The organism is Streptomyces sp. NPDC001903 (assembly GCF_042891345.1).
Lineage (GTDB): Bacteria > Actinomycetota > Actinomycetes > Streptomycetales > Streptomycetaceae > Streptomyces.
Map to the genome: position 1 here is coordinate 89,749 of NZ_JBIASZ010000025.1, position 22,481 is coordinate 112,229.

At 74.0% G+C, this 22,481-nt stretch carries 18 protein-coding genes; 11 read left to right on the forward strand and 7 right to left on the reverse strand.

Going from position 1 to position 22,481, the window contains the following annotated elements:
* Positions 1 to 55: 55 nt before the first annotated feature.
* Both ACFYZS_RS36560 and ACFYZS_RS36565 read right to left on the reverse strand, forming a co-directional pair.
* A complete protein-coding gene (locus ACFYZS_RS36560; RefSeq protein ID WP_389022616.1) occupies positions 56 to 598 on the reverse strand; it encodes an FABP family protein in 543 nt (180 codons plus the stop codon).
* 111 nt (positions 599 to 709) lie between these two features.
* The gene (locus ACFYZS_RS36565) at positions 710 to 1,810 is read right to left on the reverse strand and encodes a DUF5925 domain-containing protein (RefSeq protein WP_389022619.1); all 1,101 of its coding nucleotides are present in this window, start codon (positions 1,808 to 1,810) and stop codon (positions 710 to 712) included.
* 231 nt (positions 1,811 to 2,041) lie between these two features.
* Here ACFYZS_RS36565 and ACFYZS_RS36570 point away from each other — a divergent pair, with 231 nt between their 5' ends.
* A complete protein-coding gene (locus ACFYZS_RS36570) occupies positions 2,042 to 2,845 on the forward strand; it encodes an SGNH/GDSL hydrolase family protein (protein ID WP_389022663.1) in 804 nt (267 codons plus the stop codon).
* 66 nt (positions 2,846 to 2,911) lie between these two features.
* On the opposite strand, the gene ACFYZS_RS36575 is transcribed toward ACFYZS_RS36570, so the two are convergent.
* A complete protein-coding gene (locus ACFYZS_RS36575) occupies positions 2,912 to 4,687 on the reverse strand; it encodes a protein kinase (protein WP_389022666.1) in 1,776 nt (591 codons plus the stop codon).
* A gap of 362 nt (positions 4,688 to 5,049) precedes the next feature.
* Between ACFYZS_RS36575 and ACFYZS_RS36580 the strand changes: the two genes are divergently transcribed.
* On the forward strand, positions 5,050 to 5,319 hold the full coding sequence (locus ACFYZS_RS36580) for a hypothetical protein (protein WP_172671376.1): 270 nt from the start codon (positions 5,050 to 5,052) through the stop codon (positions 5,317 to 5,319).
* Between the two features lie 35 nt (positions 5,320 to 5,354).
* On the opposite strand, the gene ACFYZS_RS36585 is transcribed toward ACFYZS_RS36580, so the two are convergent.
* Both ACFYZS_RS36585 and ACFYZS_RS36590 read right to left on the reverse strand, forming a co-directional pair.
* Positions 5,355 to 6,593, reverse strand: coding sequence for a CaiB/BaiF CoA transferase family protein (locus ACFYZS_RS36585; protein ID WP_389022622.1), 1,239 nt, complete (start codon positions 6,591 to 6,593; stop codon positions 5,355 to 5,357).
* 93 nt (positions 6,594 to 6,686) lie between these two features.
* On the reverse strand, positions 6,687 to 7,811 hold the full coding sequence (locus tag ACFYZS_RS36590) for a type ISP restriction/modification enzyme (RefSeq protein WP_389022669.1): 1,125 nt from the start codon (positions 7,809 to 7,811) through the stop codon (positions 6,687 to 6,689).
* A gap of 134 nt (positions 7,812 to 7,945) precedes the next feature.
* Here ACFYZS_RS36590 and ACFYZS_RS36595 point away from each other — a divergent pair, with 134 nt between their 5' ends.
* A complete protein-coding gene (locus ACFYZS_RS36595) occupies positions 7,946 to 8,110 on the forward strand; it encodes a hypothetical protein (protein ID WP_389022625.1) in 165 nt (54 codons plus the stop codon).
* A gap of 29 nt (positions 8,111 to 8,139) precedes the next feature.
* Here ACFYZS_RS36595 and ACFYZS_RS36600 read toward each other — a convergent pair whose 3' ends face one another.
* Together ACFYZS_RS36600 and hmgA are read right to left on the reverse strand one after the other, a co-directional pair.
* Entirely contained in the window at positions 8,140 to 8,889 is a 750-nt protein-coding gene (locus ACFYZS_RS36600) for a GntR family transcriptional regulator (RefSeq protein ID WP_030870532.1), read from the reverse strand.
* Between the two features lie 72 nt (positions 8,890 to 8,961).
* Positions 8,962 to 10,284 carry a homogentisate 1,2-dioxygenase gene (gene hmgA / locus ACFYZS_RS36605; RefSeq protein WP_389022627.1) on the reverse strand — a complete coding sequence of 441 codons (1,323 nt, stop codon included), beginning with the start codon at positions 10,282 to 10,284 and terminating at the stop codon, positions 8,962 to 8,964.
* 138 nt (positions 10,285 to 10,422) lie between these two features.
* Between hmgA and ACFYZS_RS36610 the strand changes: the two genes are divergently transcribed.
* From ACFYZS_RS36610 to ACFYZS_RS36645, 8 genes are all read left to right on the forward strand, one after another.
* Complete coding sequence (locus ACFYZS_RS36610) at positions 10,423 to 12,507, forward strand: right-handed parallel beta-helix repeat-containing protein (RefSeq protein ID WP_389022630.1); 2,085 nt, start codon at positions 10,423 to 10,425, stop codon at positions 12,505 to 12,507.
* A gap of 140 nt (positions 12,508 to 12,647) precedes the next feature.
* The gene (locus ACFYZS_RS36615) at positions 12,648 to 13,487 is read left to right on the forward strand and encodes a hypothetical protein (RefSeq protein WP_389022672.1); all 840 of its coding nucleotides are present in this window, start codon (positions 12,648 to 12,650) and stop codon (positions 13,485 to 13,487) included.
* A 157-nt stretch (positions 13,488 to 13,644) separates the two neighbouring features.
* Positions 13,645 to 14,907, forward strand: a complete 1,263-nt coding sequence (locus ACFYZS_RS36620; protein WP_389022675.1) for a hypothetical protein — start codon at positions 13,645 to 13,647, stop codon at positions 14,905 to 14,907.
* Between the two features lie 35 nt (positions 14,908 to 14,942).
* On the forward strand, positions 14,943 to 15,563 hold the full coding sequence (locus tag ACFYZS_RS36625; RefSeq protein WP_389022678.1) for a TetR family transcriptional regulator: 621 nt from the start codon (positions 14,943 to 14,945) through the stop codon (positions 15,561 to 15,563).
* 113 nt (positions 15,564 to 15,676) lie between these two features.
* A complete protein-coding gene (locus ACFYZS_RS36630; RefSeq protein WP_389022633.1) occupies positions 15,677 to 17,968 on the forward strand; it encodes a molybdopterin-dependent oxidoreductase in 2,292 nt (763 codons plus the stop codon).
* A gap of 73 nt (positions 17,969 to 18,041) precedes the next feature.
* Positions 18,042 to 19,553 (forward strand): CitMHS family transporter, encoded by a 1,512-nt coding sequence (locus ACFYZS_RS36635; protein WP_389022636.1) that lies wholly within the window; start codon positions 18,042 to 18,044, stop codon positions 19,551 to 19,553.
* A 107-nt stretch (positions 19,554 to 19,660) separates the two neighbouring features.
* The gene (locus ACFYZS_RS36640; RefSeq protein ID WP_389022639.1) at positions 19,661 to 21,073 is read left to right on the forward strand and encodes an aldehyde dehydrogenase family protein; all 1,413 of its coding nucleotides are present in this window, start codon (positions 19,661 to 19,663) and stop codon (positions 21,071 to 21,073) included.
* A 119-nt stretch (positions 21,074 to 21,192) separates the two neighbouring features.
* On the forward strand, positions 21,193 to 22,272 hold the full coding sequence (locus ACFYZS_RS36645; protein ID WP_389022641.1) for a Zn-dependent alcohol dehydrogenase: 1,080 nt from the start codon (positions 21,193 to 21,195) through the stop codon (positions 22,270 to 22,272).
* Positions 22,273 to 22,481 lie beyond the last annotated feature (209 nt).

The window sequence follows — 22,481 nt, forward strand, 5'->3', positions numbered from 1 at the left end:
TGTCCGCAAAGTAGCGCCGTGCGCCGCGGGGCAGGCGGGACTTTGCGGACACCCCCTAGCTCTCGCGCCGCAGCAGCTCCGCCCGGAGGTGGTGCCGCAGGGGCTGTCCCATCGCCGCCATGTCCTGCTCGATCGTCAGCTCCCCGCCGCCGAAGGCGTACCGGCGCCGCATGGCGGTGACCTCCTTGGCCTTGGGGGTGCGCGCCACGGTCTCGGTGGCGATCTCGATCTCCGTGCCGGACACCCGGCCGACGTACGTCTCCACGATGCCGGTCGGGTGCGCGAGGACCACCTCCAGCGAGGCGTCGGGCAGGACCCGCCACCACCCGGACTCCCGCCCCGAGGGGCGCAGGACCGTGCCGGACTCGTCGATCAGCCAGGCCCGCGACTCGTAGCGCAGGAACGGCCGGCCGTCGTGGCCGAAGGTGATCTCCTGCTCGTACCGGAAGCCCTGCTCCAGGGTCGGGTACTCGCCGCGGCCCCGGCCGTGCCAGCGCCCGAGGAGGGGCAGCACCGGTGCCAACTGCGGGTGCGGCTCGGGGCCCTCGCCGAGGACGTGGCTGTCGGGGTACGGATTCTCCTGCGCCGGCTCGGGCACGTGCACTCTCCTGCTCGGTGGGTGTCCCCGGGCGCTGCGACCGGGCCGCCGCCCATTGTCCGCGGCGCGCGGGCGCGGCCCGTGCGCGCCCCGCCCACCCGGACGACGTGCCTACAGGTAGAGACCCGGATCCGCGCCGTGCCGGCCCTGCGGCGGCAGCAGCGACGAGGGGCCCGCTCCCCGCCGCAGCGCGAACAGTTCGGCGAGCGTGGCGCCCTCGCGCGAGACCCCCTCGTCCGTGCCCAGCCAGTCCACCGCCTCGCCGTGCGTCAGCCGGCCGACCTCGATGCGCGCCAGGCAGCGGCCCGGCCGGACCACCGCCGGGTGGAGCCGTTCCAGGTCCTCGTTCGTGGTCACCCCGACCAGCACGTTGCGGCCCTGCCCCAGCAGCCCGTCCGTCAGGTTCAGCAGCCGCGACAGCGCCTGGCCGGCCGTGTGCCGGGCCTCGCCGCGGATCAGTTCGTCGCAGTCCTCCAGCAGCAGCAGCCGCCAGCGGCCCTTCGCCGTGCCCTCGTCCTCGCCGATCGCGATGTCCATCAGGTAGCCCACGTCGTTGAACAGCCGCTCCGGGTCCAGCACGCAGTCCACCTGGCACCAGTCACGCCACGACCGGGCCAGCGTCCGCAGCGCGGAGGTCTTGCCCGTGCCCGGCGGCCCGTGCAGCAGGAGCAGCCGGCCCGCGATGTCGTCCGGGGTCACCTTCATCAGCCGGTCCATCGCCCCGGCCACCGGAGCCGTGTAGTTGGGCCGGACCTCCGCCCAGGTCCCGGCCGTGATCTGGCGGGTCGTCCGGTACGGACCGCGGCGCGGGGAGACGTACCAGAAGCCCATCGTGACGCTCGAGGGCTGCGGTTCGGGCTCGTCCTGCACCCCCTCCGTGGCCTCGCCGAGCACGCTGGAGGCGAGTTCGTCGCTGACCGCCGTCACCGTCACGTCCGCGCCGCGGCTCCAGCGGGAGACGAGCATCGTCCAGCCCTCGCCCTCGGCGAGCGTGGCGCTGCGGTCGGAGTCGCGCGCGGAGCGCAGCACGGTGGCCTCGGGCGGCAGCAGGGTCGCCTCCGCCTTCACCCGCTCGATCGTGACGCTGTGCGAGTACGGCTGCTCGCCGGACGCGAACCGGCCGAGGAACAGCGCGTCCACGACGTCGGACGGTGAGTCGCTGTCGTCGACGTTGAGCCGGATCGGCAGCGCGTCATGCGGATTGGCTGGCATGGCGCCCATGATCCGGCACGAAGTGGCCCCGTGCACCCGTGTTTCGCCGGATCGGGTGCGCGAGTTCCCTCTTCAAACGCACCGGTGGTGAAGGTTCGGGGCGCAACTCCGCGCCGAAAATTCTTGGCATGAACACTTCCGGCCATGCCCGGCTCCCAGTACCACGGACTCAGGAGTAACTCCCGAGTAACCCCCGTGTACCTCCCCCCACAAGGAGCCGCACACATGAGCATGAAGATGTCGCGCTTCGCCGCCCTGACCTCCTCCCTGTTACTCGCCGCGGGCGCCGCCCTGTTCGGCGCGGGACAGGCGGCCGCCGCCACGGCCGACTTCGGCTACGTCGCCCTCGGCGACTCGTACTCCTCCGGCGTCGGCGCCGGCAACTACGACAGCGGGAGCGGCAACTGCAAGCGCACCACCCGCGCCTACCCGGCCCTCTGGGCCGCCGCCCACGCCCCGCAGACCTTCTCCTTCACCGCCTGCTCGGGCGCCCGTACGGGTGACGTCCTCTCCGGCCAGCTCTCCCCGCTGAACTCAGGGACCGACCTCGTCAGCATCACCATCGGCGGCAACGACGCCGGATTCTCCGACGTCATGACGACCTGTGTGCTCCAGTCCGAGTCCACCTGCGTCAACCGCGTCAACCAGGCCAAGGCGTACGTCGACTCCACCCTCCCCGGCCAGCTCGACCAGGTCTACGACGCCATCCACGGCCGGGCGCCCGGCGCCCACGTCGTCGTCCTGGGCTACCCCCGCTTCTACAAGCTGAACGGGACCTGCGCCACCGGGCTCACGGAAGGAGAACGCTCCGCCATCAACGGCGCCGCCGACTACCTGAACGCCGCCATCGCCAAACGCGCCGCCAACCACGGGTTCACCTTCGCCTCCGTGGCCGGCGCCTTCACCGGCCACGAGATCTGCTCCGGCGACGCGTGGCTGCACAGCGTCAACTGGCTCAACATCGGCGAGTCCTACCACCCCACCGCCGCCGGACAGTCCGGCGGCTACCTGCCCGTCTTCACCAACGCGGCCTGACGGGCCCGCCGTCCGACGGGCCCGCCACCTGTCGGCGGCCACCGGTCGGCGGCCACGAGTCGGCGGCTACGAGTCGGCGGCTTCCGGGCCGGCGGCCTCCGGGCCCGCCGCCTGCGACGCCGGGGCCTGCGCCTCCGGCGTCGCAGGCCCCGCGGACACCGGCGTCGCCGACACCGGTGTCGGCGTACCTCCGGCGCCGGGGGAGGGGGTGGCCCCGGCCGGCGGGGTCTCCCCCTCCCCCTCCGCCGCCTCGCAGGTGACGGAGAACTCCACCCACTCCGAGGCGGTCGGAGCGGCCCCCCGCACCTCCAGCCGGACCGCGTCGGTGAAGGTCGCGCTCGGGTAGTACGTGAGCTCGGTGTGGTCCAGCTGCCGGCTCCGGGGGCCGTCCGCCCCGTACGTGACGGACTGCCAGCCGGGGCCGGAGCTCACCCCGCTGCGCGTCGCCCAGCGGTACTCCAGCACGGCCGGCACGCGGTCCGCCTCGACCGTCGCCGTGAAGGCAGGGGCCTGCTCGGCGGGCGGCGGACAGGTCCCGCGGTAGTCCTCCCGTACGGCGTGCACCGCCACGGCGAACTGCGGCGCGGGCGTGGCCGACGGGGAGGCGGACGGAGACGGCGAAGGGGAGGGGGCGGCGGAGGGCGATTGCGATGCGGACGCGCTCCGGGAGGGCTGCGACGAGGCGGTGGCCGGGGCCGTCGTGCCGGTGCCCCCGGTTCCGCCCGACTCCTCGCGGTCCTTGAGCAGCAGCCACCCCAGGGCGACGATCGCCAGCAGCAGGACCGCGATCCCGGCCGTCAGCACCGCCCCGGCCCGGCCCTCGCGCGGCGGCGCCCCGCCGCCGGGCCCGGGCCCCGCCGGGGCGGGCGCCGGCGAAGGCCCCGGCGCCGGCATGGGCACGGGCATCGGCGGGGTCGGCCCGTCCCGGTGGCCGCCGCTGCGGTGGTGCGCCGTGGCCGTCGGGGAATCCGGGCCCGACACCGCCCCGCCGGAGCCCCGCAGGACCCCGCCCACCCCGATGATCCGCAGCATCCGGGCCACCTCCGCCGCGGGCAGCCGCTCCTGCGGGTCCTTGCGCAGCAGCCCCTCCAGTACGGGCGTCAGCGGACCGGCGCGGCGCGGCGCGGGCAGCTCGTCGTCCACCACCGCCCGCAGCGTGGACAGCGGGGTGTCGTGCCGGAAGGGCGTGACCCCCTCGACGGCGGCGTAGAGCAGCACCCCGAGCGACCACAGGTCCGATTCGGGTCCCGGGGCGCGTCCGAGCGCCCGCTCCGGCGCGAGGTACTCGGGGGAGCCGACCACCTCGCCCGTCATCGTGATCGAGGACGAGCCCTCCAGGCTGGCGATCCCGAAGTCGCTCAACACCACCCGGCCGTCGTTGGCGACCAGCACGTTGGCGGGCTTGACGTCCCGGTGCAGCACCCCGGCCTCGTGGGCGGAGCGCAGCGCGGCCAGCACCTGTTCCCCGAAGTGCGCCGCCCGCTGGGGGGTGAGCGGCCCGTCGGCCTCCAGTACGTCGGCCAGCGAGAGTCCGCGTACGAGCTCCATCACGATCCAGGGCCGGCCGTCCTCGGTGGCCACGTCGTAGACCGTGACGACCCCGCGGTGCGAGACCCGGGCCGCCGCCCAGGCCTCCCGTTCGAGCCGCCGGTACATCCGCGCGATCTCGGCGCGGTCCAGCCCGGCCGGGGGCCGTACCTCCTTGACCGCCACCTCGCGGCCCAGCACCTCGTCGCGGGCCCGCCACACGATGCCCATGCCGCCCCGGCCCAGCTGGTCGAGCAGCAGGTACCGGCCCGAGATGACACGTCCCGGGGCGGATTCCCCGCCCGGTTCACCCATGTTGTCACTCACGCGAGCCCCCAGGCGTGTCCGTGTGTCGGCGGGCGGTCACTCCAAGTTAGCGCAGAGCGCGGCGTGTGGCCCCGGTCCGGGGCGGGACGCGCGCGCCCGACCGCCGGAGAACCCGGCGAGGGGCCGGTGGTGGCCCGGCGGGGGCCGGGACGGGATGTCCGCCGGGGGCTCGCGGAAGGTTCCCGAAGTGCCCCTCCCCCTGCGGAGAGTGACGGTCGACTCCGCTGAGTAACCGTCAACTCCCCGTCCCCATAGGGGTAATTCACACCACCGGGATACCCGAGCACGACGCGGGGGCGATAGGGTTACCCTGCCCGGGCCGGGTGCCCTCGTACGGGTGGGGAGAGATCATGGAACAGATAGCAATGCGCAGCAGGCCGCCTCGCGTGCCTGCCATCACCTGCGGGAGCAGTGCGACCAGCTCGCGCCTCGACCGCCACCTCGCCGTGCTGGGCGGACCTGCCGTCCCCCACCGCGAGGCCGCGGAGGCGACGCTGCTGATGCGCGAACTGACGTCCCGCGACCACACGCACCGCCTGCGGAGCCGGAGCGCGCGCGTCTCGCTCTTCGCGCCGCTGCGCCGGCTGCGTCGCACGCTCTTCGGCAGCCGCCGTTCGTAACAACGTCCCCGACCGTCATTGGTTTCGCCCCGGCCCTACGCAACCACACCATCCCGGCGCAGTGTCGTGATCTGCGCGCCCGTCATCCCCAGGGCGCGCAGCAGGGCCTCGGTGTGTTCGCCGAGCGCGGGCACCGCACCCATGTGCGGTGCCGCGCCTCCCGGCAGTCCGATCGGCGGCAGCAGCGCCCGCAGCGGACCGGCCGGTGATCCCACCTCGCGCCAGCGGTCCCGCGCGGCCAGCTGAGGGTGCTGCGCCAACTGCGCCACCGAGTTCAGCCGCGCACAGGCGATGCCCGCCGCCTCCAGCCGCCCGATCGCCTCGTCCGCGCCCAGCCCGGCCAGAGCCTCGGCGACCACCGCGTCGGTCTTCTCCCGGCCCCGGGTGCGCGCCGCGTTCGTCGCGTACGCCGGATCCTCGGCCAACTCCGGCCGCTCCAGAACCTGTTCGGCGAGCCGCCGCCACTCGCGGTCGTTCTGCACCGACAGCAGCACCCGGTCCCCGTCCGCCGTCGGGTAGGCGTCGTACGGGGCGATGACGGCGTGCGCCAGGCCCGTGCGCACGGGCTGCTCCCCGCCGTGCATGGTGTGGTGCAGCGGATGGCCCATCCACTCGGCCAGCGCGTCGAGCATCGAGACCTCCACCCGGCCCCCGCGCCCGGTGATCCCGCGGCGCAGCAGGGCCGCGAGCACCCCGGAGAAGGCATACATGGCCGCCGCGATGTCGGCGGCCGGGATGCCCGCCTTGACGGGCTGCTCGGGGGTGCCGGTCACCGAGACCAGCCCGGCCTCGCACTGCACGAGCATGTCGTAGGCGCGCTTGTGGGCGTACGGGCCCTCGGCCCCGTAGCCGGAGATGTCGACGGCGACCAGCCGCGGGTACCGCGCGCACAGCGCCGCGGAGTCGAGTCCGAGCCGGGCGGCGGCCCCTTGGGCGAGGTTCTGGACGAACACGTCGGCCCCGTCGAGCAGCCCGTGCAGGACCTCCAGGCCGCGCGGGTCCTTCAGGTCGAGCGCGATCGACTCCTTGCCGCGGTTGGCCCAGACGAAGTGCGAGGCCAGTCCGTGCGCGGCGGTGTCGTAGGCGCGTGCGAAGTCGCCGCCGTCGGGCCGCTCGACCTTGATCACCCGGGCGCCGAGGTCGGCGAGCTGGCGGGTGGCGAAGGGGGCCGAGACGGCCTGCTCGACGGCGACGACGGTGATGCCGTCGAGGGGCGGCGGCTGCGCGGGGAGCGGCTGGGCGGGGTGTGCGGGTGCGGGCGAGTCGGCTGTCATGACAGCCTGCCTACCTGCTGGGACCCCGGCTTGTCACCAGGCGGAACGCCGAGGCGGCCGGACGCGCGCGCCGGCGTACGCCGTCGTGCGCCGTCAGAGCAGGGCGAACTGGCCGCCCGGGCCCTCCTCGTGGTGGTCCAGTACGGAGGCCGGGCGCCGGGCCCAGCGCGGCGGGGGCAGTACCCCGGCCGCCGCCAGCTCGGCGGCGGGCAGCGGCGGCCCGGCGGTGAACGCCGCCCGCTCCGGGGCCAGGTCGGCCAGCAGCGCCAGGGTGGTCACCAGGGCCGGCAGCTCCGAGGTCCAGGCCTGCGGCCACTCGGCCGGCCCGAGCGCCTCCAGCCCGTCGGCCCCGGGGTCCCGGTGGGCGGTGCGGGCGGCGAACCAGGCCTCCAGCACCCGCGTACCGCCCACCTCGAACTCCCAGGCGCCCGGCGGCACGGGGGAGACCGTCCCGGCCCCGAGGGCGAGGGTCTCGGTCTCCGGGTCGTACGCGAGCCGCTCCGGCCAGGCCTGGACCGCGGAGCGCACGTACGGCCGCCGCCCGCCCGGCAGCCGGGGCGGCTCGGCGCCGGGCCCGCCGCGCAGCTGGACGGTGAGCAGCCTGTGTCCCAGCTCCAGCCCGGCCCGCCAGCACCCGGGATCGCCGGTCAGCGGGACCTCGTACCCCCGGGGGCCGGGGCGGCCCGCCGCGAGGATCCAGCACAGCACGTCCTGCGGGGTGACCCAGCCGCCGTAGCGCTCGCCCAGCAGCGGCAGCAGGCCCGGGGCGAGATTGGGCTCCGCGCCGCCGGGGCGCCGGTGCAGCGGGCGGATCCGGCCCAGCCGGCCGGCCGGGAGGTGCGCGGTGACCAGCAGCTCCGGGGTCTCGACGGCGAAGAGCTGGTGCTCGTCCAGGACCCGCCACAGCTCCGGCCGGGCCGTGTCGATGAGCCGCTGGTCGGGCAGCAGCCACTGCTCGTCGAAGGGGTCGCGCAGCACCCGTACGGGTTCGGGGCAGGGGCCCGGCGCATCGGCGAAGCGGGCGGTCGACGGGGAGCGCCGGCCGGGCAGGGCCGCCGCGCCGGTGGTGGGCGTACGGCTGCGGGTCGGGCGGAACAGCCGCTCCCGCTCGGTGCCTTCGGCGCCGGTCAGGGCGGCCCAGCGGGCGCGCAGGGCCGCCGGGTCGGGGGCCGCCACCCAGGCCCGGCCCAGGCGCAGGCCGCCTACGGCCCAGGGCATCAGATCGTCCAGCAGCGGTACGTCTTCGCTCACCCGGCAGATGGTAGCGACGAGGGCGTGGCCGGGCTGGGTGCGGGCCGAAGAGATACGCTCCCTATGTACGGAAATGTTCTGATGTCGAGGAGGAGGCGGACATGAGTCATTACGACGAATACACGACTCCGTCCCAGGCCGAGGGCGAGCGGCTCGACGAGGACATGGACGAGAAGGAGAAGATGCAGCACCACCACCCGCAGACGATGCGGACCACGCCTTCGCAGGCGGAGGGGGAACGCGGCACGGACGAGGAAGGGAAGTAGCCCCGCGGGACGTGTGGCGCGCGCGGCCGTCAGGTGGCGTCGACCGTCACCGTGAACGAGAACCGGTCGCCCCGGTACCGGATCCGCGCCACGTCCACGACCCGCCCGTCCTCGTCGTACGTCACGCCCGTGTAGTGCAGGATCGGGCTGAGCAGCGGGACCTGGAGCAGTTCGGCCGTCTCCGGGTCGGCGAGCCGCGCCTCCACCGTGTCCGTGATCCGGCTGATCTTCACGCCCACCACGTCGCGCAGCACCTTGGTCATCGGCCAGCGCGCCAGATCGGCCAGGTCCACGGCCTCGGCAAGCTCCGGCCGGACCGCGTTCTCCGCCCAGTTCGTCGGCTCGCCGCTCTCCCCGTCGTGGCGCAGCCGCCGGTACGTGACCACCTCGGCCGTGTCCGGGAAGTGCTCCAGCAGCTCCCCGGACACGGCCGTCCGCGCGTGGCCGAGAATCGTCGTACGGTCGCCTGACTGCTGCGCGACGATCGCGTCGACCGATCCCAGCAGCCGGACCGGCGCCCCGCGCCGCGCGCCCGGCTCGATGAAGGTGCCGCGCCGCCGGTGGCGGCTGATCAGCCCCTCGCCCTCCAGCTCCTTGAGCGCCTGGCGCATGGTCAGCACGCTCACCCCGTAGTGCTCGGCGAGCTGCTCCTCGGTGGGCAGGCGCAGCGAGGCGTCCGGGGTGCGCCCCAGTATCGAGGCGCGCAGCGACTGCGACACCTGGTACCAGAGGGGCAGCTTCCGGTTGAGCACGAGCGAGTCGGGGGCGAAGGCGGTCACGGGTGGTTCTCCGTACGGACGGGGCGTGGGGCGCGCGGCGCGTGCTCCGGGGTGCGCGCCCAGGGGTCGATATTAGGCGCGGAAGTGGCGCTCGAGCCCCTGCCAGACGTCGTCGTATCCGCGCTGGAGGTGATCGGCGCCGGCCGCCTGGGCGGTGGCGGTGATCGGCCATCGGGTCTCGAACATGAAGGCCAGGCCGTCCTCGATCTTCTGCGGCTTCAGCTCGGCGGCGCTGGCCTTGTCGAAGGTCTCCCGGTCCGGTCCGTGCGCGGACATCATGTTGTGCAGCGAGCCGCCGCCGGGGACGAACCCCTCCGCCTTGGCGTCGTAGGCGCCCTCGATCAGGCCCATGTACTCGCTCATGACGTTCCGGTGGAAGTACGGCGGGCGGAAGGTGTCCTCGCCGACCAGCCAGCGCGGGGCGAAGACCACGAAGTCCACGCCCGCCAGCCCCGGGGTGTCGGAGGGCGAGGTCAGCACGGTGAAGATCGACGGGTCCGGGTGGTCGTAGCTGATGGAGCCGATGACGTTGAAGCGGCGCAGGTCGTACACGTACGGGGTGTGCGTGCCGTACCAGGCGACCACGTCGAGCGGGGAGTGGTCGTAGGTGGCGGACCAGAGGTTGCCGCAGAACTTGTTGACGACCTCGGTCGGGCGCTCGACGTCCTCGTACGCCGCCACCGGAGCCCGGAAGTCGCGCGCGGCGGCGAGGCCGTTGGCGCCGATCGGGCCGAGGTCCGGCAGCTCGAAGGGGCGGCCGTAGTTCTCGCAGACGTACCCGCGGGCGTCCTCGTCCAGCAGCTCCACGCGGAAGCGCACGCCGCGCGGGATCAGGGCCACCTCGCCGGGGCCGGCGCTGAGCAGGCCGAGCTCGGTGCGCAGCAGCAGGCCGCCGCGCTCGGGGACGATCAGCAGCTCGCCGTCGGAGTCGCTGAACACCCGGTCGGTCATGGAGGCGTTGGCGCTGTAGAGGTGGATGGCCATGCCGGTGCGCTGGGCGGCGTCGCCGTTGCCGCCCAGCGTCCACAGGCCCGCCAGGAAGTCGGTGCCGGGGGCCGGGTCGGGCATCGGGTTCCAGCGGAGCCGGTTGGGGTCCGCCGGGGCCTCGGTGAAGGGCGCGGAGCGCAGGGCGGCGTTGTCGATCCGGGCGAAGGGCGGGTGGGCCGCCGAGGGGCGGATCCGGTAGAGCCAGGAGCGGCGGTTGTGCTTCCGGGGCTCGGTGAATGCGCTGCCGCTGAGCTGCTCCGCGTACAGGCCGAGGGGCGCGCGCTGGGGCGAGTTGCGGCCGGACGGCAGGGCGCCGGGGACGGCCTCCGAGCTGTGCTCGTTGCCGAAGCCGGTGAGGTACTGCAGTGCCCCCGCCGTCTTCCTGGCCTGCTCGGCCTGCTCGCTCATGGGTGCTCCCGCTCTGTGGCAGTCGAAGGAATCCTATGGTCGACAGTAGGATTCCGTGGCCCGCGCGTCAATGGCACCCGGGATTTCACGGTGCCGCGGGGGATCCGAAAAGATGAACATTGCTCTACTCTCACGCGCATGTCGTGGACCCGCAGGTTCCCTGCCGTGCCGGCGGCGCTCCTCGCCGCCCTCCTCGTGCTCCTGTCCCTCTTCGCCGCCGCGCCCGCCGCCCGCGCGCACGAGGAGCGCCCCGTGACCCTGCCGGACGGATCCGGGTCCGTGCCCCGGTACCGGCAGGCCGAGCCCGACCTGCTGGTCTGCAAGACGGACCGGCCGGCCTTCGAGCGCCGGATATCCGCCTTCCCGCAGGAGCTCAGGCAGCGCAACCTCGCCCTGTACGAGCGGTGCGAGAAGAGCGGCTACCGGCACCTCCAGGAAGCCGTCGACGCCGTGGACCGGCCCGGGATGAACATCGCGATCCTCCCCGGCCTGTACGAGGAGGAGCCCTCGCTGCCGAAGCCGGTGGGGGAGTGCGCGGCGCTGAAGGCCCCCGACTCGGCGCTCGGCTACCAGATCCTGTCGTACGAGCAGCAGGTGCGGTGCCGGCACAACCAGAACCTCGTGGCGATCCTCGGCAAGACGGACCTGCAGATCGAGGGCACGGGCGCCGGCTGGCAGGACGTCGTCATCGACGCCAAGTACCAGAAGCTGAACGCGATCCGCGCCGACAAGTCGAACGGCATCTACTTCCGCAACTTCACCGCGCAGCGGACCACCTTCAACTCGCTGTACGTGCTCGCGGGCGACGGGTTCGTCATCGACGACGTCCTGACCCGGTGGAACGACGAGTACGGCTTCCTGACCTTCGCCAGCGACCACGGGCTCTACAAGAACTGCGAGTCGTACGGTAACGGCGACTCCGGCATCTACCCCGGCAGCGCCTCGAACATCAACGACGGGCGCGGCTACGAGGTCCCGCGCTACTCCATCGAGATCATCGGCTGCCGCAGCCACCACAACATGGTCGGCTACTCCGGCACGGCGGGGGACTCCGTCTGGGTCCACGACAACGAGTTCGACCGGAACATGGGCGGCGCCTCGATGGACAGCGCCTTCCCCGGACACCCCGGACTCCCGCAGAACCACGCCAAGTTCGAGCGGAACCTGATCCACGACAACAACGCCGACTACTACGGGTACGTCGCCGACGGGACCTGCGCCAAGCCGCCGATCGAGCGCGGCTACGAGCAGGGGGTGGTCTGCCCGCAGATCTCCATGCCGCCGGGTACCGGGATCATCACGGCGGGCGGCAACTGGAACGTGTACGAGAACAACTGGGTGTACGGGCATCGGCGCGCGGGCTTCTTCCTCTCGGCGGTCCCGGCCTTCATCCGGGGCGAGGAGGAATGGTCCAAGCAGACGGACACCTCCCACCACAACCGGTACGCCGCCAACACCCTCGGCAAGGACAAGTCGGGGGCTTCGCGCCCCAACGGGATGGACGTGTGGTGGGACGGGCAGGGCCGCGGGAACTGCTGGCAGCCCGGACCGGACGGCTCCACCCCGGGCACGCTCCCGCACTGCGGCGACCGCCGCGGCGAGGTGTCGGGCGCCTCTTCCCGGCTGGTCGGCGAACCGGTGAAACTCGCCCAGCTCCTCGTCTGCGCCGACTACAGCGTCCAGGCGCGCAGGCTCCCGGCTGGCTGCGACTGGTACGGGGCCCGCGGCCCGGAGCGGGTGGAGACCCAGATCGCGCTGGCGGTGGCGGCGGTCCTGCTCCTCGTCGGCGGGGTGCTGTGGTGGCGCCGCCTGCGCGGGTCCCGCCCGGGCACGGTGGCCTCGCTGCTGGGCCTGGTCGGGCTGGCCCTGGACGTGGCCGGCTCCACGATGCCGCTCGTGGACACCGCCGTGCCGGCCCTGGCGCTGCTCCTGCTGGGCCTGTGGTGGACGGGGGCGGGCCTCGCCCTGCGGCCCACCCGCCCCTGGCTGGCGCGGCTGACCCTGCTCCTGGCCGCCCTCACCCTCCTCGACGCCTTCGACAAGGCCGTCCTGATGATCCCCTGGACCCCGATCGGCCCCTCCTGGGCGCGGGCCCTCGTGGCCGTGGTCTGGGTGCTGTGGGCGGTCGTGGCCTCGGCCCGCCCCACCACCCCGGGCGGCGACCCCGGATCCGCGACCGCGCCCCTCGCCCCGGCGGCGCCGAGCACCGGAGGCCGTCCGTGACCGACCGCCCCGACCGCCGCGAGGACCTGCCCGACGACGACCGCCCCGAGAACCGCGCCCGGTGCCAGGCCTGCGACGACCCGCCCCGCGCGGCCCGCGGGCGCGGCCGGGCCACCCGCACCGCGGGGCGCACCGCGGCGCTGCTCACCGTCGCCCTCCTGCTCGTCGGCGGCGCGGCCACGGGCTGCGGAGGGCGGGCCACCACCCACCACAAACCCGGTACCGGCCACGAGCAGGCCACCGGCAGCGCCGGCACCCTGCTCGACGCCCGGGACCCCTCCGGCCACCGGCTCCGCGAGGTCCCGGCCGAGGGCGCGCCGGAGGTCCGACTCGCCGCCCGCCCCGACTCCGAGGACGGCTGGAACCTCCAGCTGACGGTGACGAACTTCCGCTTCACCCCCGACAGCACCGGCGGCGCCGCCCTGACGGGCGCCGGCCACGCGCACCTGGAGCTCGACGGCCGCAAACTGGCCCGGCTGTACGGCCCCTGGTTCCACCTGCCCGCGGCTCAGGTGCCCGAGGGCGCACACACCCTGACCGTCCGCCTCTACGCCGACGACCACACCGCCTGGGCCGTAGCCGGCAAGGCGGTCGAGGGCACGCTCCAGCTCACCGCGGGCGCCGCCACCTCCGGCCAGGCCGGCCACGACCACGCCCCGCCGTCGGCACCCCCGTCACCGTCAACGCCGCCGTCGCAGGCGCCGTCCCAGGCGCCCGCCGACCGCACGGTCACCATCACCGTCCGGGACGGCAAGGTCACCCCCGCCCCCGGCCGCACCGAGCTGCGGCGAGGGGAGAGCGTCGCCCTGCGCGTCACCAGCGACCGCGCCGACACCCTGCACGTGCACGGCTACGACAAGGAACTCGCCCTGCTGGCAGGCCAGGAGGCCACCCTGGTCCTGACGGCCGACCGAACGGGCCTCTTCGAGGTCGAGACCCATGGTTCCCGCCTCGTCCTGACCCAGCTCCTCGTCCGATGACCCCGCCCGGGCCCCACCTCGCCCCACTCCCTGCGGGCGGACCGCGGTGACCCCGCTCGGGCCCGAGCCCGGGCCCTGGCCCGGCGCGGGCGGTGGCGGCGGGGGCCGGGGCGTGGTCCTGCGCCCTGCCGATCCGCTCACCACGCTCGCGCACGGGATGGGGTCCCGGCACGACCTGCCGATCTCTCCCTTCTACGCCTTCGCCGGTGCCTTCGCCGCGCTGTTCGTCTCCTTCCTCGCGCTCGGACTGCTGTGGTCCTCCTCCCGCTTCCGCGGAGACCGGTCGGGCCTCGCCCTGCCCGCCGCCCTGGAGCGGATCGCCGACGCGCCGGCCACCCGCACCGCCCTGCGCGGACTCGGACTCGCCGCCGCCCTCGCCGTCCTCCTCTCCCTCCTCCTCGGTCCCGACGACCCCGCGCGCAACCCCGCCCCCGGCGCCGTCTACGTCCTCCTCTGGGTCGGCCTCGTCCCCGCCTCCCTCCTCCTCGGCCCCGTCTGGCGCCTGCTCAACCCGCTCCGCACCCTCCACCGGCTGTCCCGCCGGCTGCCCCGCGCCCGACGCCGCCGGGCACACGCCCCCCTTCCGGCCCGCCTCGGCCAATGGCCCGCCGCCGCCGGGCTGTTCGGTTTCACCTGGCTCGAACTCGCCGCTCCGGACCCCGCATCCACCACCGCCCTCCTGATCGCCCTCGCCCTCTACGCCGCGGCCCACCTCGCCTTCGCCGCCCGCTTCGGAGAGCGCTGGTTCGCCGAAGCCGACGCCTTCGAGGCCTACTCCGCCCTCCTGGCCCGGCTCTCCCCCCTCGGCCGCCGCAGCGACGGCCGCCTGGTACTCCGCAACCCCTTCCACGGACTCGACGCGACGCCCGAGCGGCCCGGACTCGTCGCCACCGTCTGCGTCCTCCTCGGCTCCACCGCCTACGACGGCTGCTCCGACAACCCGTCGTGGATCAACACCCTCCAGACCTCCCCCCTCGGCCGCACCCCCACGGCCACGCTCGGACTGCTCGCCGCCATCGCCCTCGTCGCCACCCTGTACTGCCTCTGCGCAGCGGCCACCCGCCTCGTCTGCGGCCCGTACCCGGGCCCGCTGACCGCCTTCGCGCACTCACTCGTGCCGATCGCACTCGGCTATCTCGTCGCCCACTACTTCTCCCTCCTCGTCACCGAAGGACCACGCACAGTAATCATGGCACTGGGCACTGACAACGCCCCAGAACCCTTGCCGCCACTGGGTCTCGGGGCTCTCGCCGCCCTCCAGGTGATCGCCGTCGTCACCGGCCATGTACTGGGAGTGATCGCCGCCCACGACCGCTCCGTACGCCTCTTCCCGCCCGCCAGGGCCGTCACCGGCCAGCTGCCGCTGCTCGCGCTCATGATCACTTTCACGATCGGCGGCATCGGCCTCCTGCTGAACTGAGACCGCTGCTGAACCGAGGAGCCAGGAGCGGCATGATGGACCCCGTGCCCCCCGCCCAACCCCTGCGCCGGACGCCGATCCAGCAGCGCAGCGCAGACCGGCTCGCCCGGATCCTCGACGCCTGCGCCGAACTCCTCGACGAGACCGGGTACGAGAACCTCAGCACCCGGACCGTCGCCCTGCGCGCCGGTGTGCCCATCGGCTCGGTCTACCGCTTCTTCGGCAACAAGCGGGCCATGTCGATCGCCCTCGCCCACCGCAACCTGGACCGGTACACCGACGCCATCGCGGACCGCCTCGACGCGCTCCCGGCCGGCGACTGGCGGCCCGTCGTGGACGCCGTGCTCGACGAATACCTGGCCATGAAGCGGACGGTCCCCGGTTTCGCCTTCGTCGACTTCGGGGTGCCCGCCCCGCCCGCCGAGGGCCCGGCCGCCGACCCCAACGGGCTGGTCGCCGTACGCCTCACCGAACTGCTCGGCGCCCACCTCGGCCTGACCCCGGACGCCGCCCTGGAGCGGGCGGTCCTGGTCGCCGTCGAGGCCACGGACGCGCTGACGAAGCTGGCCTTCCGCGCCGACCCGGCCGGCGACCCCGCCATCGTGGCCGAGATCCGGGCCATGATGCACGCGTACCTGTCCCGCGTACTGGACTGACCCGCACCCGGCAGCCCCGCAAGCGGACCGACCCCTCCCCACCGTGCCAACCGGTCGGTATGCTCGGAACCGCCCGCGTGTACGTGTCGCAGCCTGCCGCCCCTGGAGGGCCCATGCCCCGCACCGCCCTGCGCATCTGCCCCCTCTGCGAGGCCACCTGCGGCCTCACCCTCACCGTCGAGGGCACCACCGTCACCGGGGCCCGCGGGGACCGTGACGACGTCTTCAGCAGCGGCTTCATCTGCCCCAAGGGCGCCGCCTTCGGCGCGCTCGACGCCGACCCCGACCGCCTGCGCACCCCCCTGGTCCGCCGCGACGGCCGGCTCCGGGAGGCCACCTGGGAGGAGGCGTACGAGGCCATCGCCGCCGCGGTGCCTGCCCTGGTACGGGAGTACGGAGCCCAGTCCGTCGGCGTCGTCCTCGGCAACCCGAACGTGCACACGATGGCGGGCAACCTGTATCCGCCGCTCCTGCTCAAAGCCCTCGGCACCCGCAACGTCTTCACCGCCAGCACCCTCGACCAGATGCCCAAGCACGTCTCCAGCGGGCTCCTCTTCGGCGACCCCTTCGCCATCCCGGTCCCCGACCTCGACCGGACCGACTTCCTGCTGCTCCTCGGCGCCAATCCGGTCGAGTCCAACGGCTCGTTGTGCACCGCGCCCGACTTCCCGGGCCGACTCAAGGCGCTGCGCGCCCGCGGCGGCACCCTGGTCGTCGTCGACCCGCGCCGCACCCGCACCGCCAAGCTCGCCGACCTCCACCTCGCGCCGCGCCCCGGCAGCGACGCCCTGCTGCTGGCCGCCCTCGCACACACCCTCCTCGACGAGGGGCTCGCCGCCCCGGGCACCCTGCGGGAGCAGACCGAGGGCCTCGGGGAACTCGCCGACGCCCTCGCCCGTTTCACTCCTGAGGCCGTCGCCCCCGCCTGCGACCTCACGGCCGCCGAGATCCGCGCCCTCGCCCGCGCCCTCGCGGCCGCGCCCACCGCCGCCGTCTACGGGCGGATCGGCAGCTGCACCGTCGAGTACGGCACGCTGGCCAGCTGGCTGGTCGACGTGCTGAACATCCTCACCGGCAATCTCGACCGGCCCGGAGGAGCCCTCTTCCCGCTTCCGGCCGCCGGTCCGCGCCCGCGTCCCGCCGGGCCCGGCAAGGGCTTCACCCTGGGCCGCTGGCTCAGCCGGGTCAGCGGTCACCCCGAGGCCAAGAGCGAACTGCCCATCGCGGCCCTGGCCGAGGAGATCGAAACGCCGGGTGAGGGGCGGATCCGGGCCCTGGTCGCCATCGCCGCCAATCCGGTGCTCTCCGCCCCGGACGGGCGGCGCCTCGACGCGGCCCTGGCCGGGCTGGACTTCATGGTCAGTGTCGACCCGTACCTCAACGAGACCTCCCGCCACGCCCACGTCGTGCTGCCCCCGCCGCCGCCCTCGCAGAGCGCGCACCACGACTTCGCCTTCAACGGCTTCGCCATCCGCAACCAGGTGCGCTACAGCCGTCCTGCCGTCCCGCTCGAAGCGGACCGGCAGGACGAGTGCGAGATCCACGCCCGCCTCGTCCTGGCCGTCTCCGGCAGGTACGGATCCGTCGAGCCGTCCGCCGTCGACGAGATGGTGATCCACGGCGTCCTCGCCAAGGAGACCGCCGACCCGGGCTCCCCGCTGCACGGACAGGACCCGGCGCGCCTGGCCGGCCTGCTCGCCGGGGAGAACGGCCCCGAGCGAAGGCTCGACCTGATGCTCCGACTCGGGCCGTACGGAGACCGGTTCGGCCACGGCAGCGCCCCGCAGGCGGTTCCGGGCGAGGACGCGGGCACGGGCGAGGGCCCGGCCGGGACCGGCGGCGAGGGGCTCGGCCTGGAGCGGCTGCTCGCGCACCCGCACGGCATCGACCTGGGCCCGCTGCGGCCCCGGCTCCCGGGCGTGCTGAGGACGCGCAGCGGCAGGATCGAGCTGCTGCCGGACCCGATCACGGCCGAGCTCCCCAGGCTGCGCGCGGCGCTCGCCGACCGCCCCGCCGCCCTGGTGCTCGTGGGCCGCCGCCACCTGCGGTCCAACAACAGCTGGTTGCACAACGTCCCGGCCCTCACCGGAGGTTCCAACCGCTGCACCCTCCAGGTGAACCCCGAGGACGCCCGCCGGCTCGGCCTCACCGAGGGCGGCCTGGCCCGGATCACCGCCGACGGAGGCAGCCTGGAGGTGCCCGTCGAGGTCACCGACACCGTCCGCACGGGTGTCGTGAGCCTCCCGCACGGCTGGGGCCACGACCGCGACGGGGCCCGGCTCTCCGTCGCCTCCGCCGCGCCCGGCGCCAACGTCAACCAGCTCCTCGACGGCTCCCGCCTCGACCCGCTGTCGGGCACCGCGGTGCTCAACGGCTTCCCCGTCGAACTGACACCCCTGCCCTGAGCTGGGGTTTTGCTCGTATTGCTCACGCGCTGACGTCTTGTTGACGCAGTGAGGCGGCACCTACGTTCCCTGCATGCTGACCTTCCTCGGCTTCGCCATGATCGCCACCTTCCTGGTCCTGATCATGATGAAGAAAATGTCGCCCATCGCGGCGCTCGTCCTCATCCCCGCGCTGTTCTGCGTGTTCGCAGGAAAGAGCGCCCACCTCGGCGACTACGTCATCGACGGTGTCGGCAAACTCGCACCGACCGCCGCCATGCTGATGTTCGCCATCGTCTACTTCGGCGTGATGATCGACGTCGGCCTGTTCGACCCGATCGTGCGCGGCATCCTGCGCTTCTGCAAGGCGGACCCGGTGCGGGTCGTGGTCGGCACCGCGGTCCTCGCCGCGATCGTCTCGCTCGACGGCGACGGTTCGACCACCTTCATGATCACCGTTTCGGCCATGTACCCGCTCTACAAGCGGCTCGGCCTCAGCCTGGTGGTCATGACGGGCGTCGCCGCCACCGCCAACGGCGTCATGAACACCCTCCCCTGGGGCGGCCCGACGGCCCGCGCCGCCACCGCCCTCAAGCTCGACGCCTCCGACATCTTCGTCCCGATGATCCCGGCCCTCGCGGTCGGCCTGCTGTTCGTGTTCTGCCTGGCGTACGTCCTCGGACTCAAGGAACGCCGCCGGATCGGGACGCTGGTCATGCCCGGGGAGACGCGGCGGCCCGCGGAGGAGGCCGCGGAGCCCGCCGAGGAGCGGCTGCTCGTCGCCACCGGGTCCGCCACCGCCACGGGGTCCGGCGACGCCGGGACCGTCGCCGGCTCCGGCGGCTCCGACTCCGGCCCCGGCGGCTCCGGGGCTCCGGTCGATCCGTCCGCCGCCTCCGCCCCCTCCGCCCGTACCGGCTCCGGCCCCGGCTCCGGTGGCGACGGCGCCGCGCACGAGGACGGCTTCCAGGGCCTCGACCCCTGCCGCCCGACCCTGCGCCCCCGCCTCTACTGGTTCAACGCGGGCCTCACCGTCGCCCTCCTCACCGCGATGATCACCGAGCTGCTGCCCATCCCGGTGCTCTTCCTCCTCGCCGCCGCCCTCGCCCTCACCGTCAACTTCCCGCACATGCCCGACCAGAAGGCCCGGATCGCCGCCCACGCCGACAACGTCCTGAACGTCGCCGGCATGGTCTTCGCCGCCGCCGTCTTCACGGGTGTCCTGAACGGCACCGGCATGGTCAAGCAGATGGCCGACTGGCTCGTCGGCGTCGTCCCCGAGGGCATGGGCCCGCACATGGCCCTGGTCACCGGCCTGCTCAGCCTGCCCCTCACCTATTTCATGTCCAACGACGGCTTCTACTTCGGCGTCCTGCCGGTCCTCGCCGAGGCCGGCGCCGCCCACGGCGTCTCCCCGCTGGAGATCGCCCGCGCCTCCCTGGTCGGCCAGGCCCTGCACATGTCCAGCCCGCTGGTTCCCGCCGTCTACGTCCTCGTCGGCATGGCCAAGGTCGAGTTCGGCGACCACACCCGCTTCACCGTGAAATGGGCGGCCCTGACCTCCCTCGTCGTCCTCGGGGCAGGGATGCTTTTCGGCATCATCTGACCCCCGGGGCACTGGCGGGCCGAAAACTACCGCCGGTAGTTTGTAGGGTGGTCGAACGAGGTCAGGTCTACGCGTCCACGTGTTCGTGCGTGCTCGGGAGGAAAGCCATGAAGGCCCACGACGGGATGTACATCGACGGCGCATGGCGGCCCGCCGCCGGACGCGAGCGGATCGAGGTGGTCAACCCGGCCGACGAGCAGGTCATCGGCGGGGTCCCGGCCGCGAACGCCGACGACGTGGACGCGGCCGTACGCGCGGCACGCGCCGCCTTCCCCGGCTGGGCGGCCACGGCTCCGGCCGAGCGGGCCGCCCTGATCGGGGCGCTGCGCGACGTGCTGGTCGCCCGGAAGGACGAGTTCACCGAGATCATCACCGCCGAACTGGGCTCCCCGCGGGGCTTCTCGGAGATGGTCCACGTGGGGGCGCCGATCGCGGTGTCCTCCTCGTTCGCCGAGCTGGGGGCCTCGTACGCCTTCGAGGAGCGGATCGGCAACTCCACCGTGCTGCTGGAGCCGGTCGGCGTCGTCGGGGCCATCACGCCCTGGAACTACCCGCTGCACCAGATCGTTGCCAAGGTGGCACCCGCTCTCGCCGCCGGCTGCACCCTCGTCCTCAAGCCGGCCGAGGACACCCCGCTGACCGCACAGCTCTTCGCCGAAGCCGTGCACGAGGCGGGCATCCCGGCGGGCGTGTTCAACCTGGTGACCGGGACGGGCCCGGTCGCCGGCCAGGCGCTGGCCGCGCACGAGGGAGTCGACCTCGTCTCCTTCACCGGCTCCACCGCGGTCGGCAGGCAGATCGGCGCCACGGCCGGCGCCGCCGTCAAGCGCGTCGCCCTCGAGCTCGGTGGCAAGTCGGCCAATGTCATCCTGCCCGGGGCCGACCTGGCCAAGGCCGTCGCGGCGGGCGTGGGCCACGTCATGAACAACTCCGGCCAGAGCTGCAACGCGCTCACGCGGATGCTGGTCCACCGCGACCAGTACGAGGAGGCGGTCTCCCTCGCGGCGGCCGCCGTCGCCAAGTACCCCTCGGGCGACCCCCTCGACCCGGGCACCCGCCTCGGCCCGGTCATCAACGCCAAGCAGCGCGACCGCATCCGCGGATACATCGCGAAGGGCGTCGAGGAGGGCGCCCGCCTCGTCGCGGGCGGCCCCGAGGCGCCGCGGGAGAAGGGGTACTTCATCGCCCCGACCGTCTTCGCCGACGTCACGCCCGAGATGACCATCGCGCAGGAGGAGATCTTCGGCCCGGTGCTGTCGATCCTCCCGTACGAGGACCAGGACGAGGCCCTGCGCATCGCGAACGGGACCGTGTACGGGCTGGGCGGCGCGGTCTGGGCAGCGGACGAGGAGACCGCGGTGGCCTTCGCGCGCCGCATGGACACGGGCCAGGTGGACATCAATGGCGGGCGCTTCAACCCGCTCGCTCCCTTCGGCGGCTACAAGCAGTCGGGTGTCGGCCGCGAGCTCGGCCCGCACGGCCTGGCCGAATACCTCCAGACGAAGTCGCTGCAGTTCTGAGCCGCGGCACGGTTCCCGGCCGCCGCGCAGCCCCCGGCCGCCGCGCGGCCGCGAGCCGGCCGCACCGGCTCCACGCCACCGCCCCGCCCGCCCCCTGAGCCCGAGAGACGGAATCGACCATGGTCCGCGCCGCCATCCTGCCCGCCGTCGGAGCCCCGCTGGAGATAAGGGAGATCGTCCTGCCCGATCCCGGCCCCGGCCAGGTCCGGGTGCGGCTCGCCGCAGCCGGTGTCTGCCACTCCGACCTCTCCCTCACCGACGGCACCATGACGGTCCCCGTCCCCGCCGTCCTGGGACACGAGGGGTCGGGGACGGTCCTCGCCGTCGGCGAGGGCGTCACCCACGTGGCCCCCGGGGACGGCGTGGTGCTCAACTGGTCCCCGTCCTGCGGGGCGTGCCACCACTGCTCGATCGGCGAGGTCTGGCTCTGCTCCAAGGCGCTCAGCGGGGTCGGGGCGGTCTACGCCCATGACGCCGGGGGCACGCCGCTGCACCCGGGGCTGAACGTGGCCGCGTTCGCCGAGGAGACCGTCGTCGCGGCCAACTGCGTGCTGCCCGCCCCCGCCGGGATCCCGCTCGCCGAGGCCGCCCTGCTCGGCTGCGCCGTCCTCACCGGCTACGGCGCGGTGCGCAACAGCGCCCGGGTGCGCCCCGGCGAATCCGTCGCCGTCTTCGGGATCGGCGGGGTCGGCCTGGCCGCCCTGCAGGCCGCGCGGATCGCCGAGGCGGGCCCGATCGTGGCCGTCGACGTCTCGCCGGCCAAGGAGGAGCTGGCCCGGGCGGCCGGGGCCACCGCGTTCGTGCTCGCCGGCGACACCACCGCCAAGCAGATCCGCGCCCTCACCGGCGGACAGGGCGCCGACGTCGCGGTCGAGTGCGCCGGCCGGGCCGAGTCCATCCGCGGAGCCTGGGACTCCACCCGCCGCGGCGGCCGCACCACGGTCGTCGGGATCGGCGGCAAGGAGCAGAAGGTGGGCTTCCACGCCCTGGAGATCTTCCACTTCGCCCGCACCCTCACCGGCTGCGTGTACGGGAACAGCGACCCGGCGCGCGATCTCCCGCTGATCGCCGACCACGTCCGCGCGGGCCGCCTCGATCTCGGCTCCCTCGTCACCGACCGGATCACCCTGGACGGCATCCCGGCCGCCTTCGAGGCGATGCTCGCCGGCAAGGGCGGCCGCTCGCTCGTCGTGTTCTGACGCGCGCCGACCGCCGCCCGGCGGCCGCCCGACCGCCGCCGCCGAGCGCGCGCCGACCGCCGCCCGGCCGGCGTCCGGCTGCGCGCCAACCGGCGTCCGACCGCGCGCCAACGGCCTAGGTGTATTGATCACGAGCGTTGTTGACACTGGGCGGGTCTTGAACATGGCGAAGACCTCCGGTGTGGTGGGAGCTGTCTAGGAACTCACCG

Coding starts and splice junctions, on each gene's coding strand:
- ACFYZS_RS36635 (WP_389022636.1), top strand. CDS start 18,042: ATGCTGACCTTCCTCGGCTTCGCCATGATCGCCACCTTCCTGGTCCTG.
- ACFYZS_RS36585 (WP_389022622.1), bottom strand. CDS start 6,593: ATGACAGCCGACTCGCCCGCACCCGCACACCCCGCCCAGCCGCTCCCC.
- ACFYZS_RS36625 (WP_389022678.1), top strand. CDS start 14,943: ATGGACCCCGTGCCCCCCGCCCAACCCCTGCGCCGGACGCCGATCCAG.
- ACFYZS_RS36580 (WP_172671376.1), top strand. CDS start 5,050: ATGGAACAGATAGCAATGCGCAGCAGGCCGCCTCGCGTGCCTGCCATC.
- ACFYZS_RS36575 (WP_389022666.1), bottom strand. CDS start 4,687: ATGGGTGAACCGGGCGGGGAATCCGCCCCGGGACGTGTCATCTCGGGC.
- ACFYZS_RS36570 (WP_389022663.1), top strand. CDS start 2,042: ATGAAGATGTCGCGCTTCGCCGCCCTGACCTCCTCCCTGTTACTCGCC.
- ACFYZS_RS36565 (WP_389022619.1), bottom strand. CDS start 1,810: ATGCCAGCCAATCCGCATGACGCGCTGCCGATCCGGCTCAACGTCGAC.
- ACFYZS_RS36620 (WP_389022675.1), top strand. CDS start 13,645: ATGGGGTCCCGGCACGACCTGCCGATCTCTCCCTTCTACGCCTTCGCC.
- ACFYZS_RS36640 (WP_389022639.1), top strand. CDS start 19,661: ATGAAGGCCCACGACGGGATGTACATCGACGGCGCATGGCGGCCCGCC.
- ACFYZS_RS36590 (WP_389022669.1), bottom strand. CDS start 7,811: ATGCCCTGGGCCGTAGGCGGCCTGCGCCTGGGCCGGGCCTGGGTGGCG.
- ACFYZS_RS36645 (WP_389022641.1), top strand. CDS start 21,193: ATGGTCCGCGCCGCCATCCTGCCCGCCGTCGGAGCCCCGCTGGAGATA.
- ACFYZS_RS36630 (WP_389022633.1), top strand. CDS start 15,677: ATGCCCCGCACCGCCCTGCGCATCTGCCCCCTCTGCGAGGCCACCTGC.
- hmgA (WP_389022627.1), bottom strand. CDS start 10,284: ATGAGCGAGCAGGCCGAGCAGGCCAGGAAGACGGCGGGGGCACTGCAG.
- ACFYZS_RS36610 (WP_389022630.1), top strand. CDS start 10,423: ATGTCGTGGACCCGCAGGTTCCCTGCCGTGCCGGCGGCGCTCCTCGCC.
- ACFYZS_RS36595 (WP_389022625.1), top strand. CDS start 7,946: ATGAGTCATTACGACGAATACACGACTCCGTCCCAGGCCGAGGGCGAG.